This is a genomic window from Agrobacterium sp. CGMCC 11546, assembly GCF_013365515.1.
Lineage (GTDB): Bacteria > Pseudomonadota > Alphaproteobacteria > Rhizobiales > Rhizobiaceae > Agrobacterium > Agrobacterium fabrum.
The window spans coordinates 980,325-995,784 of sequence record NZ_CP047387.1; the positions used below are offsets into that span (position 1 = coordinate 980,325).

General features: G+C 59.0%; 10 protein-coding genes. 8 read left to right on the forward strand and 2 right to left on the reverse strand.

Annotation, left to right across the window (positions count from 1 at the left end; all coding sequences use genetic code 11):
• Positions 1–9 precede the first annotated feature (9 nt).
• From nuoN to dnaE, 8 genes are all read left to right on the forward strand, one after another.
• Positions 10–1,452: an NADH-quinone oxidoreductase subunit NuoN gene (gene nuoN, locus GSF67_RS04945; protein WP_006312701.1), complete on the forward strand. Its 1,443-nt coding sequence runs from the start codon at positions 10–12 to the stop codon at positions 1,450–1,452.
• A gap of 26 nt (positions 1,453–1,478) precedes the next feature.
• On the forward strand, positions 1,479–2,219 hold the full coding sequence (locus tag GSF67_RS04950) for a biotin--[acetyl-CoA-carboxylase] ligase (protein WP_006312700.1): 741 nt from the start codon (positions 1,479–1,481) through the stop codon (positions 2,217–2,219).
• Positions 2,220–2,422: 203 nt separating this feature from the next.
• The gene (locus GSF67_RS04955) at positions 2,423–4,090 is read left to right on the forward strand and encodes a ribonuclease J (protein ID WP_035215210.1); all 1,668 of its coding nucleotides are present in this window, start codon (positions 2,423–2,425) and stop codon (positions 4,088–4,090) included.
• Between the two features lie 176 nt (positions 4,091–4,266).
• Positions 4,267–4,536 (forward strand): DUF1467 family protein, encoded by a 270-nt coding sequence (locus GSF67_RS04960; protein WP_006312698.1) that lies wholly within the window; start codon positions 4,267–4,269, stop codon positions 4,534–4,536.
• A 664-nt stretch (positions 4,537–5,200) separates the two neighbouring features.
• A complete protein-coding gene (gene proS, locus GSF67_RS04965) occupies positions 5,201–6,523 on the forward strand; it encodes a proline--tRNA ligase (protein ID WP_010971520.1) in 1,323 nt (440 codons plus the stop codon).
• A 127-nt stretch (positions 6,524–6,650) separates the two neighbouring features.
• On the forward strand, positions 6,651–7,958 hold the full coding sequence (locus tag GSF67_RS04970) for a lipoprotein-releasing ABC transporter permease subunit (RefSeq protein ID WP_006312695.1): 1,308 nt from the start codon (positions 6,651–6,653) through the stop codon (positions 7,956–7,958).
• A gap of 15 nt (positions 7,959–7,973) precedes the next feature.
• Positions 7,974–8,657, forward strand: a complete 684-nt coding sequence (locus tag GSF67_RS04975; RefSeq protein ID WP_006312688.1) for an ABC transporter ATP-binding protein — start codon at positions 7,974–7,976, stop codon at positions 8,655–8,657.
• Between the two features lie 532 nt (positions 8,658–9,189).
• Entirely contained in the window at positions 9,190–12,693 is a 3,504-nt protein-coding gene (gene dnaE, locus GSF67_RS04980) for a DNA polymerase III subunit alpha (RefSeq protein WP_006312686.1), read from the forward strand.
• A gap of 11 nt (positions 12,694–12,704) precedes the next feature.
• On the opposite strand, the gene GSF67_RS04985 is transcribed toward dnaE, so the two are convergent.
• Both GSF67_RS04985 and GSF67_RS04990 read right to left on the reverse strand, forming a co-directional pair.
• Complete coding sequence (locus tag GSF67_RS04985) at positions 12,705–13,943, reverse strand: L,D-transpeptidase family protein (protein WP_035215208.1); 1,239 nt, start codon at positions 13,941–13,943, stop codon at positions 12,705–12,707.
• Positions 13,944–14,112: 169 nt separating this feature from the next.
• Positions 14,113–15,396, reverse strand: a complete 1,284-nt coding sequence (locus GSF67_RS04990; protein ID WP_006312683.1) for a DNA polymerase IV — start codon at positions 15,394–15,396, stop codon at positions 14,113–14,115.
• Positions 15,397–15,460 lie beyond the last annotated feature (64 nt).

Below are 15,460 nucleotides of genomic sequence, written 5' to 3' on the forward strand. Positions count from 1 at the left end.
CCGTTGGACATGACCGCTGAAATCCTTTTTGCCAGTCTGCACATCGCGACGCCCGAGCTGATCCTTGCGGTCGGCGCGCTGGCGCTGCTCATGATTGGCGTCTTCTCGGGCGACAAGTCGACAACGACGGTGACCGGCCTTGCCGTTGCCCTCCTGCTCGTCGTCGGTCTCTGGATCATTTTTGCCCCCGCATCGGGCGTGGCCTTCGGCGGTGTCTACATCGCCGATGCCTTCGGTAACTTCATGAAGGTGCTGGCGCTGATCGGCTCCATCACCGCTATGATCCTCGCCGTCGGCCAGGGCCGTTTCGAGCCGATCGGTCGTTTCGAATATCCGGTGCTGCTGGTTCTGGCCACTCTCGGCATCTTGCTGATGATCTCGGCCAACAACATGATCTCGCTCTACATGGCGCTGGAACTGCAGTCGCTGGCCCTCTACGTCGTCTGCGCCATCAACCGCGAGAGCCTGCGCTCCACGGAAGCTGGCCTGAAATACTTCGTTCTCGGTGCGCTCTCCTCCGGCATGCTGCTTTACGGCATGTCGCTGGTTTACGGCTTCACCGGCAATACCGGCTTCACCGAAATCGCGCAGGTTCTGGCGTCGGAAACGCGCTCGCTCGGCCTCGTCTTTGGTCTGGTCTTCGTTCTCGCCGGTCTTGCGTTCAAGATTTCCGCCGTGCCGTTCCACATGTGGACGCCTGATGTTTATGAAGGTGCGCCGACCCCAGTCACCGCCTTCCTGTCGGCTGCACCGAAGATCGGCGCCATGGCGATCCTCGTGCGTATCGTCGTCGAGGCTTTCCAGCCAGTCTTTGCAGACTGGCAGCAGATCGTCGTCTTCATCTCCATCGCTTCGATGCTGCTCGGCTCCTTTGCCGCAATCGGCCAGAAGAACATCAAGCGCCTGATGGCCTATTCTTCCATCGGTCACATGGGTTATGCGCTGGTCGGTCTTGCGGCCGGCACCGAAGCCGGTATCTCGGGCGTCATTCTTTACATGACCATCTACATGGTCATGACGCTCGGCACCTTCGCCTGCATTCTCTCCATGCGCCGCAAGGAAATCGGCAATGTCGAGAATGTCGAGGATCTCGCCGGCCTCTCGTCCTCCAACCCCTTCATGGCGGTTGTGCTGACGATCCTGATGTTCTCGCTTGCCGGCATTCCGCCGCTCGCCGGCTTCTTCGGCAAATATTATGTCTTCCTCGCCGCCATCGAAGCGAAGCTTTATCCGCTCGCCATCATCGGTGTGATTGGCTCGGTTGTCGGCGCCTATTATTATATCCGCGTCGTCAAGGTCATGTGGTTCGATGAGGCCAAGGACAGGTTTGAACGTCCGGCCGGTGAACTGAAAGTCGTTTATGCGCTTTCGGCCCTGTTCGTTGTCGCCTTCGTCGTCTTTGGCGGTGCACTTGGCAACGCGGTGACTGTTGCGGCGAAGACCTTCTTTTGAGCAGCACACACAAGCATACGGGCCGGATGTCCATCGATGACTTCCGGCACGAAGCGATGGCGGAAACGCCATCCACCAATCTGGAATGTTTCGCCCGCGCACGGGCGGGTGATGGCGGCAACCTGTGGGTTACCGCCATCCGCCAGACCGGCGGTCGTGGCCGTCGCGGCCGGCCCTGGGTATCCGAACCCGGAAATCTCTATGCCTCGCTTCTTCTGATCGATCCCGCGCCAGTTGAGCGTATCGGCTCCCTGCCGCTTGCATTTGCGCTCGCGGTCTATCGCGCCATTCGCGCTGTGTTGCCGACAGCTGGTGAGCCGCTCGAAATCAAATGGCCGAACGACGTGCTGATCGGTCGCCGCAAGACCTGCGGTATCCTGATGGAGGCAGAGCTTCTGCCCGACGGGCGACGCGCCATCGTCATCGGTATCGGCATCAATATCGCCCATAAGCCGGACAATCCGCTTTATCCCGTCACCATGCTCTCCGAGCACGGTGCGTCCTGTTCGCCCGACGAGTTGTTCGCCCATCTCTTTCGCGAGACGGCGGAGGTCCTGCGGAACTGGGATGAGGGCAGGGGCGTTTCCGGCATCATGACCGGATGGAGGGCGGCGGCCTGCGGTATTGGCGAACATATCACTGTCAATTTCCCGGACCGTTCGATCGGCGGGCGTTTTGTCGGCATTGATGATAATGGTTATCTGCTGCTGGATGAGGACGAGGGCGCAAGGCGTTCCATTGCCGCCGGCGACGTGTTTTTCGGATGAGGTGAACGGTGCGGCCCAGGAACCCGCGCCGAACCGGATCCCACAGGTTGGAGCTTCCTGCAGCTCATGAAATGCAGGGTGACAAACCGGTTCCGCATCGGCCCGGTCGATCAGATGGTTCAACAGGTCCGATGCTGGATAAAGGTGACGGGCGCGGCAAATTGTCGTCGCCTGAGCGCTTTCGTGAATGGACAAGAAAAACAATGGCTAAACAGGACGAACTGGTCTTTGTGCCGCTTGGCGGCGTGGGTGAAATCGGCATGAATCTGGCGCTTTACGGTTATGGGCCGGAAAGTAAGCGCCAATGGATCATGGTGGATTGCGGCGTGACTTTCGCCGGCCCGGACCTGCCGGGCGTCGATCTGGTTCTGCCTGACATCAGCTACATCGTCGAGCAGAAAAAGAACCTCAAGGGCATCATCATCACCCACGCCCATGAGGACCATTATGGTGCAATGAATGATCTCTGGCCCGGTCTCAACGTGCCGGTCTATGCCTCGCCTTTCACCGCCGGCATGCTGGAAGCCAAGCGCGCCTATGAGGGCACCCGTGCCGAAATTCCGGTGACGATCTTCAAGGCCGGCGACCGCATCAATGTCGGGCCGTTCGAAATCGAGGCTGTTGGCGTCAACCACTCCATTCCGGAGCCGATGTCGCTCGTCATTCGCACGCCGCTTGGCAATGTCATCCACACCGGCGACTGGAAGATCGATGAGGCCCCGTCGCTTGGGCCGTTGACGGATGAGGCGCGTTTCCGCGCGATCGGCGAAGAGGGCGTGCTGGCGCTGATGTGCGACAGTACCAACGCGCTGCGCGACGGCGTGTCGCCCTCCGAGCATGAGGTTTCCGAAGGCCTGCGCCAGATCATCGAAAGTGCCGAAGGCCGCGTGGCCGTCACCACCTTCTCGTCCAATGTCGGGCGCATCCGCTCGATTGCGCAGGCGGCGGAAGCGGCCGGCCGCGAAGTATTGCTGCTCGGCTCTTCGCTGAAGCGTGTCGTGAATGTCTCGCAGGATCTTGGCATCATGGAAGGCATCAAGCCGTTCCTTGCCGAAGACGAATATGGCTATATTCCGCGCGACCGTGTGGTGGTGATCCTGACCGGTTCGCAGGGCGAACCGCGCGCAGCGCTCGCCAAGCTTTCTCGCGACGAGATGCGCAATGTGGCGCTCGCCTCGGGAGATACCGTCGTCTTTTCCTCACGCGCCATTCCCGGCAACGAAAAGGCGATCATCGAGATCAAGAACGGCCTGATAGAGCAGGGCGTTCACATCGTGACCGACAATGAAGCTCTGGTGCATGTCTCGGGCCATCCCCGCCGCAATGAGCTTCTGCGGATGTATGAGTGGACGAAGCCGCAGATCCTGGTGCCGGTGCATGGCGAAGCGGCGCATCTTGTGGCGCAGAAGGAACTGGCAGAACAGGCCGGTATTTCTCAGGTGCCGAAGGTGCGCAACGGTAATGTTCTGCGCCTGGCACCCGGCCCGGCGGAAGTCATCAATGATGTACCGCATGGCCGCGTTTTTAAGGACGGTAATCTCGTCGGCGATATGGACGAGATGGGCATCAGCAATCGCCGCAAACTGTCCTTCGCCGGCCATGTTGCCGTTAACGTCGTGCTGGACAGCCGTTATGACTTCCTCGGCGATCCCGATGTCGTGCCGTTCGGCCTGCCGGAATTCGATGACGAGGACGAGGCGATGGAGGACACGCTTTATGACGCCGTCCTCGGCGCCGTCGAAAGCATTCCGCGCGCCCGCCGCAAGGATCTGGCACTTCTGCGCGAATCGGTGCGCCGCGCCGTGCGAGCCGCCGCCAACCAGAGCTGGGGCAAGAAGCCGATCGTCACAGTTTTCGTAACGAAGGTCTGATCCGGGAGGTGAGGGTGCGACTTACGCCTCGTCCTTCGCCGTTTCTTTGAATCAAGGGGCCGTGCCGAAAAGTGCGGCCCTCTTTGTTTCTTTGTGGCTTTTTGCGCTTCTTGCCGAGAATTGATTCCGGTTCGCCGATGAATGCGTTACAAGAGCGCATTGTGCAGGAGGATCACATGCCGCTTCTTTCGGTCTTCGCCGTTTATTTCATCGTCTGGTGGACGGTGCTTTTCATCGTGCTTCCGATCGGCCTGCGCACCCAGGACGAGGAAGGCGATGTGGCGCTGGGCACGGTCGCCAGCGCGCCAACCACATTCAAAGGCGGGCGGGTCGTTCTGTGGACGACCCTGATCTCGGCGCTGATCTGTGGGCTTTGGTACGGCGCAACCTGGTGGTTCGGCTTCAGCCTTGATGACCTGCCGCGAATTATTCCGGTTTTCGACTGAAAAGGCGCTGATGATGTCGGCCGCGCCTGCATCCGTGCACTCAGCCTGACGGCAATCCGAAGTCTCTGCCCATGCATGCGGCAGTTTCCGGCAGATCTGGCTGAGGCCATGTCATATGGATGTCATATCTATCGTGCACACAGCAGCAACGTGGCCGCTTGCTTGATTCATCGCCGTATTCTTACTGGAATAGTGGCCGGGAGCAGGGGGCGTGCATAAAAGCAAAAAAAAACAAGGCATTTCAGCCTTGTTTTTCAGGTTTCGCGTGATCTGTAACCGTTGCCGGGGCAGCGACGAGCGCGCCTAAGATCTGATCCTCCCAAGACTGACCGCGAAAATGACAAGAATTTAAACTTCCTGCCTCTTTTGTAAGCTAAAGCTAGCCCAAACCCCCATGCTTGTCATCTCATTTTTTGCATATTTGTTACAGTCGGCAAAAAATTCTCTGTGGTGCATTATGTCGCACCCAATCAAGAATATTATTCCGGCCAAAGCGTTTTGACGCGAATTAGCTATCGCGAAAATACCTTGAAATCGCCTTTATCACTCTTTTCATGCCGGGTTTTCTTCTTGGCGGGAAACGGCTATATCCGGCGCCAATATCCCTCTATTCGGGGCGATTCCCGCGCTTATGGCGCTGTCGTCCGTATCAATGGAAGCCGTCATGCGTCTTAGCCGTTATTTCCTGCCCATCCTGAAGGAAAATCCCAAGGAAGCCGAGATTGTTTCTCACCGCCTCATGCTGCGCGCCGGCATGATCCGGCAGCAATCGGCTGGCATCTATTCCTGGTTGCCGCTCGGCAAGCGCGTGCTGGACAAGGTCAACAAGATCATCCGCGAGGAGCAGAACCGTGCTGGCGCCATCGAGCTTCTGATGCCGACGCTGCAAACGGCCGAACTCTGGCAGGAAAGCGGTCGTTACGACGATTACGGCAAGGAAATGCTGCGTATCAAGGACCGCCAGGACCGCCAGATGCTCTACGGCCCCACCAATGAGGAGATGATCACTGACATCTTCCGTTCCTATGTGAAGTCCTACAAGAACCTGCCGCTGAACCTCTATCATATCCAGCTGAAGTTCCGCGACGAGGTGCGTCCGCGTTTCGGCACCATGCGCTCGCGTGAGTTCCTGATGAAGGATGCCTATTCCTTCGACCTGACCAAGGAAGACGCGATCCATTCCTATAACAAGATGTTCGTGGCCTATCTGCGCACCTTCGAGCGCCTTGGCCTGCGCGCTATTCCGATGCGCGCCGATACCGGTCCGATCGGCGGCAACCACAGCCATGAATTCATCATTCTGGCCGATACCGGCGAATCCGAAGTCTTCTGCCACAAGAGCTTCCTTGACCGTGCCATCCCGGCCGAAAGCACCGATTTCGACGATGTCGCGGCGCTGCAGGGCGTGTTCGACGAGTGGACGGCCGATTACGCCGCGACGTCTGAAATGCACGACGATGCTGCCTACGATGCCATTCCCGAAGGCGAGCGCCTTTCCGCGCGCGGCATCGAGGTTGGCCACATCTTCTATTTCGGCACCAAATATTCCGAGCCGATGGGCGCGAAAGTGCAGGGCAAGGATGGCAAGGAACACCCTGTCCACATGGGTTCCTATGGCATTGGACCGACACGCCTTGTTCCCGCCATCATTGAAGCATCGCATGACGAGAATGGAATCATCTGGCCGGCCTCGGTCGCTCCTTTCGATGTCGTGATCATCAACATGAAGGCTGGCGATGCGGCCTGCGATGCGGCTTGTGAAAAGCTGTATTATCAGCTCTCCAACGCCGGCAAGGATGTTCTCTACGACGATACCGACGACCGTGCAGGCCAGAAATTCGCCACAGCCGATCTGATCGGTGTGCCGGTGCAGATCATCGTCGGCCCGCGTTCTGTTGCGAACGGCGAAGTCGAAGTGAAGGACCGCAAGACCGGTGAACGTGAAACCGTCACAATCGAGGCGGCAATGAACAAGGCGCTTGGCTAAGCGCAAAGGGAAAGATGGGAGCGGCCTTCATGCGAAGACCGCTCCGGTTTTATGGCGCAGGCGCTGCTACGATTGGGACCGATCTTTGGAAAAGACCGATCCTGCAAATTGAGATCAGGGAGACGACATGGCAAAAGCCGATGCTGACAAGGGTGCGGCTCCTTCCGCCCGGGAAAGGACCGCCCGGCCTTTTTCCGCTTTTGAACGCATGGTGGCCTGGCGTTATCTGCGGTCGCGGCGCAAGGAAGCCTTCATTTCCGTCATCGCCGGTTTTTCTTTCGTCGGCATCATGCTGGGTGTGGCGACACTGATCATCGTCATGGCTGTCATGAACGGTTTTCGCACGGAGTTGATTTCCCGCATTCTCGGCATCAACGGCCACATGATCGTGCAGCCGATCGACCAGCCTTTCAACAATTACGATGAGCTGGCGAAGAAGTTCGCCGCCGTTCCCGGCGTTACCATGGCGCTGCCACTGGTGGAGGGCCAGACGCTTGCCTCCGGCCGCGGCGGCGCGGGCTCCGGCGCGCTGGTGCGTGGTGTGCGCCAGGAGGACATCGACAAGATCAAGGAAGTCGCCACCAACATCAAGACCGGCGATCTCGTCGGCTTCATGGCAGGTGACGGCGTTCTCGTCGGTTCACGGCTCGCCTCCCAACTGGGCGTGACGGCGGGCGACGATATCACCCTCATTTCGCCGGAAGGCGACGTGACGCCGATGGGCGTCAATCCACGTGTTAAATCCTACAAGATATCTGGCGTCTTCGAGATTGGCATGTCGGAATATGACGCGTCGATGATCTATATGCCACTGTCCGAGGCCCAGCTTTATTTCAATGCCGACGGCATCGTGCAATCCATCGAGCTTTACGTCAGCCGGCCTGATGATGTCGACGGCATCCGGCCGCTGGTGGAGCAGGCCGCCGAACGGCAGATCTATATCACCGACTGGCGACAGCGGAACCAGACCTTCTTCTCCGCTCTGCAGGTGGAACGGAACGTGATGTTCATGATCCTCACCCTCATCGTTCTGGTGGCGGCGCTCAACATCATCTCCGGCCTCATCATGCTGGTGAAGGACAAGGGCAGCGATATCGCCATCCTTCGCACCATGGGCGCAAGCTCGGGCGCGGTGATGCGCATCTTCTTCATGACCGGGGCCGCCATCGGCACCGTCGGCACCTTTGCCGGCGTCGCACTCGGCGTCCTTGTCTGCCTCAACGTGGAATCCATCCGACAGTTCTTCTCATGGGTATCGGGCACGGTGCTGTTTGATCCGCAGCTCTATTTCCTGAGCCAGCTTCCCGCCGAAATGGATTTGAGCGAGACCATCACCGTCGTCATCATGGCGCTGACGCTTTCTTTCCTGGCAACGATCTTTCCGGCCTGGCGGGCTTCCAAGCTCGATCCGGTGCAGGCCCTGCGTTACGAATAAGGACCGCTTCGCAATATGGCAAAAAAAACAGTGCTGCGGCTTACCGGTGTCGAGAGAACCTATGGTCAGGGCGAGACATCGCTTTCAATTCTGCGCAAGGCCGATTTTGAATTGAAGAGCGGTGAGATGGTGGCGCTGGTCGCCCCATCGGGCACCGGCAAATCGACGCTGCTGCATCTGGCGGGGCTTCTGGAGCATCCTGATGCGGGTGAGGTCCTCATCAACGGTGCGCCCTGCAACGGCCTGCCGGATGAAGCGCGCACCGCGATCCGCCGTAGCGATATCGGTTTCGTTTATCAGTTCCATCACCTCCTGCCGGAATTCACCGCGGTGGAAAATGTGATGATGCCGCAGCTCATCGCCGGCCTCACGCAGGCGGAGGCACGCAAGCGGGCAAGCGCGCTGCTCGATTATATGCGGGTGGGCCATCGTGGTGAGCACCGTCCGGCCGAACTTTCGGGCGGTGAGCAGCAGCGTGTCGCCATTGCCCGCGCCGTTGCCAATGCGCCGCTGCTACTGCTGGCCGACGAGCCGACCGGCAATCTCGATCCGGAAACCGCGCATTATGTTTTCGATGCGCTGGAGGCGCTGGTGCGTCAATCCGGCCTCGCCGCGCTGATCGCGACCCACAATCACGATCTTGCCAACCGCATGGATCGCCGCGTGACGCTCGCCGACGGCAAGATCGTCGATTTTTAAAGCGCTTTGCCGAGCGAGGCCTATCCCCGCGCATCGCACCTTGTGTCAGCTGTCGAACGGGTGTCTTCCTTTTAGGAGACGGACCCGGAACTGCATGTCGCGAGAAACCGCCCCCTTGGGTGCGCCTTGAGGACACCCGTTCTCCATATTTTGAATCTTTCTCGGACCCGGAGGTGTTTTCACCTCCGGGTTTTTTCTCTTTGGAGTCAGCGGCTTGCCATTTGCCCGGACGGAACCGAAGGCGATTCTCGAACATTAGCAATAGCAATATCAGCAGAACCCTGTTGACAATCGAACAAAATGAGAACAAAGTTGGAACATAACGAGTAAGGAGAGACCAATGACTGATTTCATCCGTGACGTTGCCGCTTTCGCCTCCATCGCTGTCTTTGTTGCCAGCTTTTCGGTGATCCTCACCGCCCTGTGAAGAAGACACCGGCGCAGAAGACTGTATGGACGCCGCAAACTGGTGGACATTGAGCGCCGGAAATCGGAAAATCGCCCCCTCGATTCAGAATGACAGGAAGACGATATGGGCGATACGGTTGTGCGTGGAGAGACCTCTGGCGAAACGCTGAAGACCCCCGGTTTCGTCCATCTTCGGGTTCATTCCGCTTATTCCCTGCTTGAGGGGGCGTTGCCCCTCAAGAAGATCATGTCCAAGGCTGTTGGGGACGGCCAGCCGGCCATTGCCATTACAGATACCAACAACCTCTTCGTCGCGCTGGAATTTTCCGAAAAGGCGCGGGACGAAGGTCTGCAGCCGATTATCGGCTGCCAATTGTCCATCGACATGCAGGATGCGGCGGAGGATCGCCGCAACCACAACAGCCATCTGCAGAAACTTCCCGCCATCGTTCTCCTTGCCGCCAATGCGGAAGGATATGAGCGGCTGGTGGATCTCGTCAGCCGTGCCTATCTGGACGGTGAGGGGGGCAGCCATTCCGTGCACATTACCCGTGCATGGCTTGAGGAAGCCTCCAATGCCGGTCTCATTGCGCTGACAGGCGCTTCCGGCGGCCCCGTCGATATGGCGCTGAAGGAAGGCCACGCCGCGCAGGCGAAAGAGCGGCTGCTGACGCTGAAGTCACTTTTCGGTGACAGGCTTTATATCGAATTGCAGCGCCAGTCCGGTTACGACCGCTCCCATGAGCGGCGCTTGATTGGTCTCGCTTATGAACACGATATCCCCCTCGTTGCCACCAACGAGGCGTTTTTCCCGTCCAAGGCGGACTATGAGGCACATGATGCACTGATGGCGGTGGCACATAACGCCATCGTTTCCGATGACAGCCGGTTCCGCCTGACACCCGATCATTACCTCAAGAGCCGTGACGAGATGACGGCGCTGTTTGCCGATCTTCCCGAGGCACTGGAGAACACCGTCGAGATCGCGCTCCGTTGCTCCTATGTGCTGAAAAAGCGCGGGCCGATCCTGCCGCGTTTCACCGGCGCCAGCGACGATCCGGAAGCGGCGGAACGCGCCGAAACCGAGGAACTGCGCCGACAGGCTGTCGAGGGGCTGGATCAGCGGCTTTCCGCGCTTGGCATGGCGCCCGGTTATACGGAACAGGATTATCGCGAGAGATTGGATTTCGAACTCGGCGTGATCTCGCGCATGAAGTTTCCCGGTTACTTCCTGATCGTTGCCGACTTCATCAAGTGGGCCAAGCAGCAGGATATTCCGGTCGGCCCGGGCCGTGGTTCGGGTGCCGGCTCTCTCGTCGCCTATGCGCTGACCATTACCGATGTCGATCCGCTGCGCTTCTCGCTGCTGTTCGAACGCTTTCTCAATCCCGAACGCGTTTCGATGCCCGACTTCGATATCGACTTTTGCCAGGATCGCCGCGAAGAGGTGATCCGCTACGTTCAGCGCAAATATGGGCGCGAGCAGGTGGCGCAGATCATCACCTTCGGTTCGTTGCAGGCGCGCGCGGCCCTGCGCGACGTCGGCCGTGTGCTGGAAATGCCCTATGGCCAGGTGGACAAGATCTGCAAGCTGGTGCCCAACAACCCGGCCAACCCGACGCCGCTGTCCAAGGCGATCGAGGAGGAGCCGCGCCTGCAGGAAGAGGCGGACAAGGAGCCGGTCGTCGCCCGCCTGCTGGACATCGCCCAGAAGATCGAAGGGCTTTACCGCCACGCCTCCACCCATGCCGCCGGTATCGTCATCGGCGACCGCCCGCTCTCCAAGCTGGTGCCGATGTATCGCGATCCGCGATCCGATATGCCCGTTACCCAGTTCAACATGAAATGGGTGGAAAGCGCTGGCCTCGTCAAATTTGACTTTCTCGGCCTGAAGACGCTGACGGTGCTGAAAGTGGCCGTCGATTTTGTTGCCAAGCGCGGCATCAAGGTCGATCTCGCGGCCATTCCGCTTGAGGACGCCAAAACCTACGAGATGTTGTCGCGTGGTGAAACCATCGGCGTCTTCCAGGTGGAAAGTGCGGGCATGCGCAAGGCGCTGATCGGCATGCGCCCGGACTGCATCGAGGACATCATCGCGCTGGTGGCGCTTTACCGCCCCGGCCCGATGGAAAACATTCCGGTCTATAATGCCCGCAAACATGGCGAGGAGGAGCTGGAATCGATCCATCCGACCATCGACCATCTCCTCAAGGAAACACAGGGCGTTATCGTCTATCAGGAACAGGTGATGCAGATCGCCCAGGTTCTTTCCGGTTATTCGCTCGGCGAAGCCGATCTTCTGCGCCGTGCCATGGGCAAGAAGATCAAGGAGGAGATGGACCAGCAGCGCGAGCGTTTCGTCGATGGCGCCATTAAAAACGGTGTTTCGAAACCGCAGGCGAACACCATCTTCGACCTTCTGGCGAAATTCGCCAATTACGGCTTCAACAAGAGCCATGCTGCAGCCTACGCCATCGTGTCCTACCAGACCGCCTATATGAAGGCGCATTATCCGGTGGAGTTCCTCGCGGCCTCCATGACACTCGATATGGCCAACACGGAAAAGCTGAACGATTTCCGTCAGGATGCCGGTCGTCTCGGCATCGAGGTCGTCGCACCCTCGGTACAGACCTCCTTCCGCCAGTTTGAGACGGGCGAAAACCGCATCTATTATTCGCTGGCCGCCATCAAGGGCGTGGGTGAGGGGGCGGTGGAACACATCGTCCAGGTGCGTGGCGAAAAGCCATTTACGAGCCTTGAGGATTTCTGCCTGCGCATCGATCCCAAGCAGATCAACCGGCGTGTGCTGGAAAGCCTGATCAATGCCGGCGCTTTCGATTGTTTCGGCCGTGACCGCGCCGAGCTGATCGGCGGACTGGACCGCATCATCGGTTATGCCCAAATGGCGCAGAACAACCGCACCATCGGTCAGTCGGACATGTTCGGTTCCGGCGGCGGGACAGGCCCGGAAAAGCTCATTTTGCCGGCGTTTCAATCCTGGCTGCCATCGGAAAAGCTGATACGCGAATATCAGGTGCTCGGTTTTTACCTCACGGCCCATCCGCTGGATACTTACCGGCCACTGCTGGAGAAATTACGGGTGCAGAATTTCGCCGATTTTTCCGCGGCGGTTAAGCAGGGCGCGTCCACCGTCGGGCGTCTGGCCGGTACCGTCACGGGCAAGCAGGAGCGTAAGACCCGTACCGGCAACAAGATGGGCATCGTTACTTTTTCCGATGCATCGGGCCAGTATGAGGCGGTGCTGTTTTCCGAAGGGCTTGCCCAGTTCCGTGATCTGCTCGAGGTCGGCAAATCGCTGGTCATCAACGTCCAGGCGGAAGAACGCCCGGAAGGCATCGGTCTGCGTATCCAGACGGCTCAGTCGCTGGAAGAAAAATCCGTGCAGATGCAGAAGGCGCTTCGGGTTTATGTACGCGATTCCGGCCCGCTGAAGACGGTGGCCCGCCATCTCAACACAAAGGGCGACGGATCGGTTTATTTCATCGTCATCAAGGATGAGGGCAGTCGTGAGATCGAGGTGGAGCTGACGGAGAAATACCGCATTTCACCTGAAATCGCCGCCGCGTTACGATCCGCACCCGGCGTCGTTGATGTGGAACTGGTGTAAGGCGAAAGCCCTCACACCGGTCCCTCTTTCGTGACCGTGATGAAGTCGGTTCCGGTTCCTGTCTCGATCTGGTGACTGATATCGGAAACGGTGATCGAGCTTCCGCTTGAAAGCTCCTGCTCGATCCGGTGGCGTATCTCCGCCGGGATTTCGAGGCGACTGAGCACGGCGCTCAACTGGTCGAAGCCGCCGGGTGCTTCGGTAACGGTAATGCCAAGCCGCTTGCGGGCAGCGGCGGGCAGATGATTTTCGAGCGTCACGCCGTTCCATTCGGCGGTTCCGGCAGTGCGGTCCACGGAAACGGCCTCGAGGAAATGGGTTCCGAGCGCCACTTCCGGATCCTTGATATCGATGGCCGCTTCGAACAGCGGCTTGAAGTCCTGCCGCACCATGATCTGGCCACTCGGCGGATGATCCTCACCGGCAGACGCATAAAGCGCCGTCACAAAGGCGTCGGTCAGAAGCGGCCCGGTGGTTTCCAGCCCTTTCCAGCGCTTGAACCCGTTGATGGCATTCACCGTCATCTCGCCGGCATAACCATCGGCAGAACCGGCGTCGAAGCCGAGGCGGGTCAGCACGGTCTGGATATCCATTACCTTTTCCCGCTCGCCGCGACGCGTAATGAGAATGCGCAGCGGCGAGGAGGCTTTGGTCTTTGCCGCCGGTTTGATGGCCTGCGTTTTTTCATTGACGGCAACCTCGACCGCACCCAATGCCGCATCGAAGGTCGCCGGGCGCAACTCCACATCCGACAGAAGCAGCTTGCCGTCATCGGCATCGTCGCGCGGCGCAAACAGCGCTGGATGCTCTACGAAACGCAGGGAAACCGGGCGATCGGTGATGATGACATGCACACCAGCTCGCGTGTCTCCGAAAAGTGACTTCGCGAATTTCGAGGGCAGGCGCACGCAGCCATGCGAGGCCGGATAATTCGGCACCTTGCCCTCGTGTAGCGCGATGCCGGACCATGTCAGCCTTTGCATGAAGGGCATGGGCGCGGCCGAATAGATATTCGACTCGTGGTATTTCCGCTTTTCCAGAATGGAGAAGATGCCACTCGGCGTCTCGTGCCCGGCCTTGCCGGTGGAGACTTTCGAGGTAGCGATGATCTCACCATTTTCATAAAGCGAGAGCGACTGGTCGCTTTTGGACACCAGTATCTGCAGCGACCGGCTGTCGGCGGCAAGTGCCGGAAAGGCAAGAATGCTGGCCGACAGCATGCCGGTCAGAAGACGGAGGCGAAGGGACATGACGCAATACACCACATGCACAAAACTTCCCTCACTCAACCACGCGAAGTTTAATGAAGTTTAAGGAAGCCGCGGCGGCAACATCACTAATTTGTGTAAAATCTAAAATACATTGCGCACGTTGGTGGGAAGCGCGGGTGGAAAGGTCCGCGTGGTCGCCTTCAGTTCTCTATTTGCGGGTGCCGAAGGTGTAGCCGGTCTCGACGCTGCCCTTGCCGAACTTGTCGCGCAGCTTGTCCATTGCCGCCTCCGCCGCGGCCCGCCGTGTGGCCTGCCTATCAACGAGATCGGGCGGATCGGCAAGACCGGCATCGCGCAGATCGCTGACGCCGATGCCAATGAGGCGGAATTTGGTGCCGTCGGTTTCTTTTTCCAGCAGCGCAAGGCCGGTGCGGAATATGCGGTCGGCAAGCTGAGTGGGGTCATCAAGCCTGCGGTTGCGGGTGCGGCTCTTGAAGTCTGCCGTTTTCATCTTCAGCACCACGGTCTGGCCGGCAATACCGCTTTTCTTCAGTCGCCAGGCAACTTTTTCGGAAAGCGACCGCAGGATTGGGACGAGGTCCTCATAGCGGGAAATATCGTGGAAGAAGGTGGTTTCGGACGATACGCTTTTGGCCGGATCGTTATTATGCACATGCCGCTCGTCAATGCCGCGTGCGAGCCGGAACAGCCGCTGCCCCATCACGCCGTAACGGCGCATCAGCTCGCTCTCCTCCATCTCCTGCAATTGCGCGATCATGCGGATGCCATCCGCCTCCAGCGTCGCTGCAAAGGCTTTTCCCACGCCCCAGATCGTCGTGACCGGGCGCGCTGCCAGAAAGGACAGCGCCTCCGCTTCGCCGACAACAGAAAAGCCGCGTGGCTTTTGCAGGTCCGACGCGACCTTGGCGAGAAACTTGCAATAGGAAAGCCCTGCCGAAACACTCACCCCCACCTCTTTTTCAACGCGTCGGGTGAACTTCGCCAGCACCCGCGCCGGCGGATCGTGATGCAGCTTCTCGGTACCTGAAAGATCGAGAAACGCCTCGTCGATGGAAAGCGGCTGCACTAGCGGCGTCAATTCCTGCATCATGGTCCGGATTTCACGGCCGACACGACTGTATTTTTCCATGTCAGGCTTGATGACCACCGCGTCCGGGCAGGCTTCCAGCGCCTTGAACATGGGCATGGCGGAGCGCACGCCGTGGATGCGGGCGATATAACAGGCAGTGGAAACCACCCCGCGCTTGCCGCCGCCAACGATGACAGGTTTGTCGGCCAGTTCCGGATTGTCGCGCTTTTCGACAGAGGCATAAAAGGCATCGCAATCGATATGGGCGATGCTTAGATCGTAGAGTTCGGAATGATAGAGAAGACGCGGGCTGCCACAGGCGCGGCAACGCCTCAACCCTTCTGGCTGGCCAGCCAGACAGTCGCGGCAAAAACCGGGATCATAGCGGTGCGACGTGGACATGGGCCGAAAACAAAACCAGAACGTAGCCGACCATACTCCGGCTGTGGTAGCCGCTCAAGGGGCG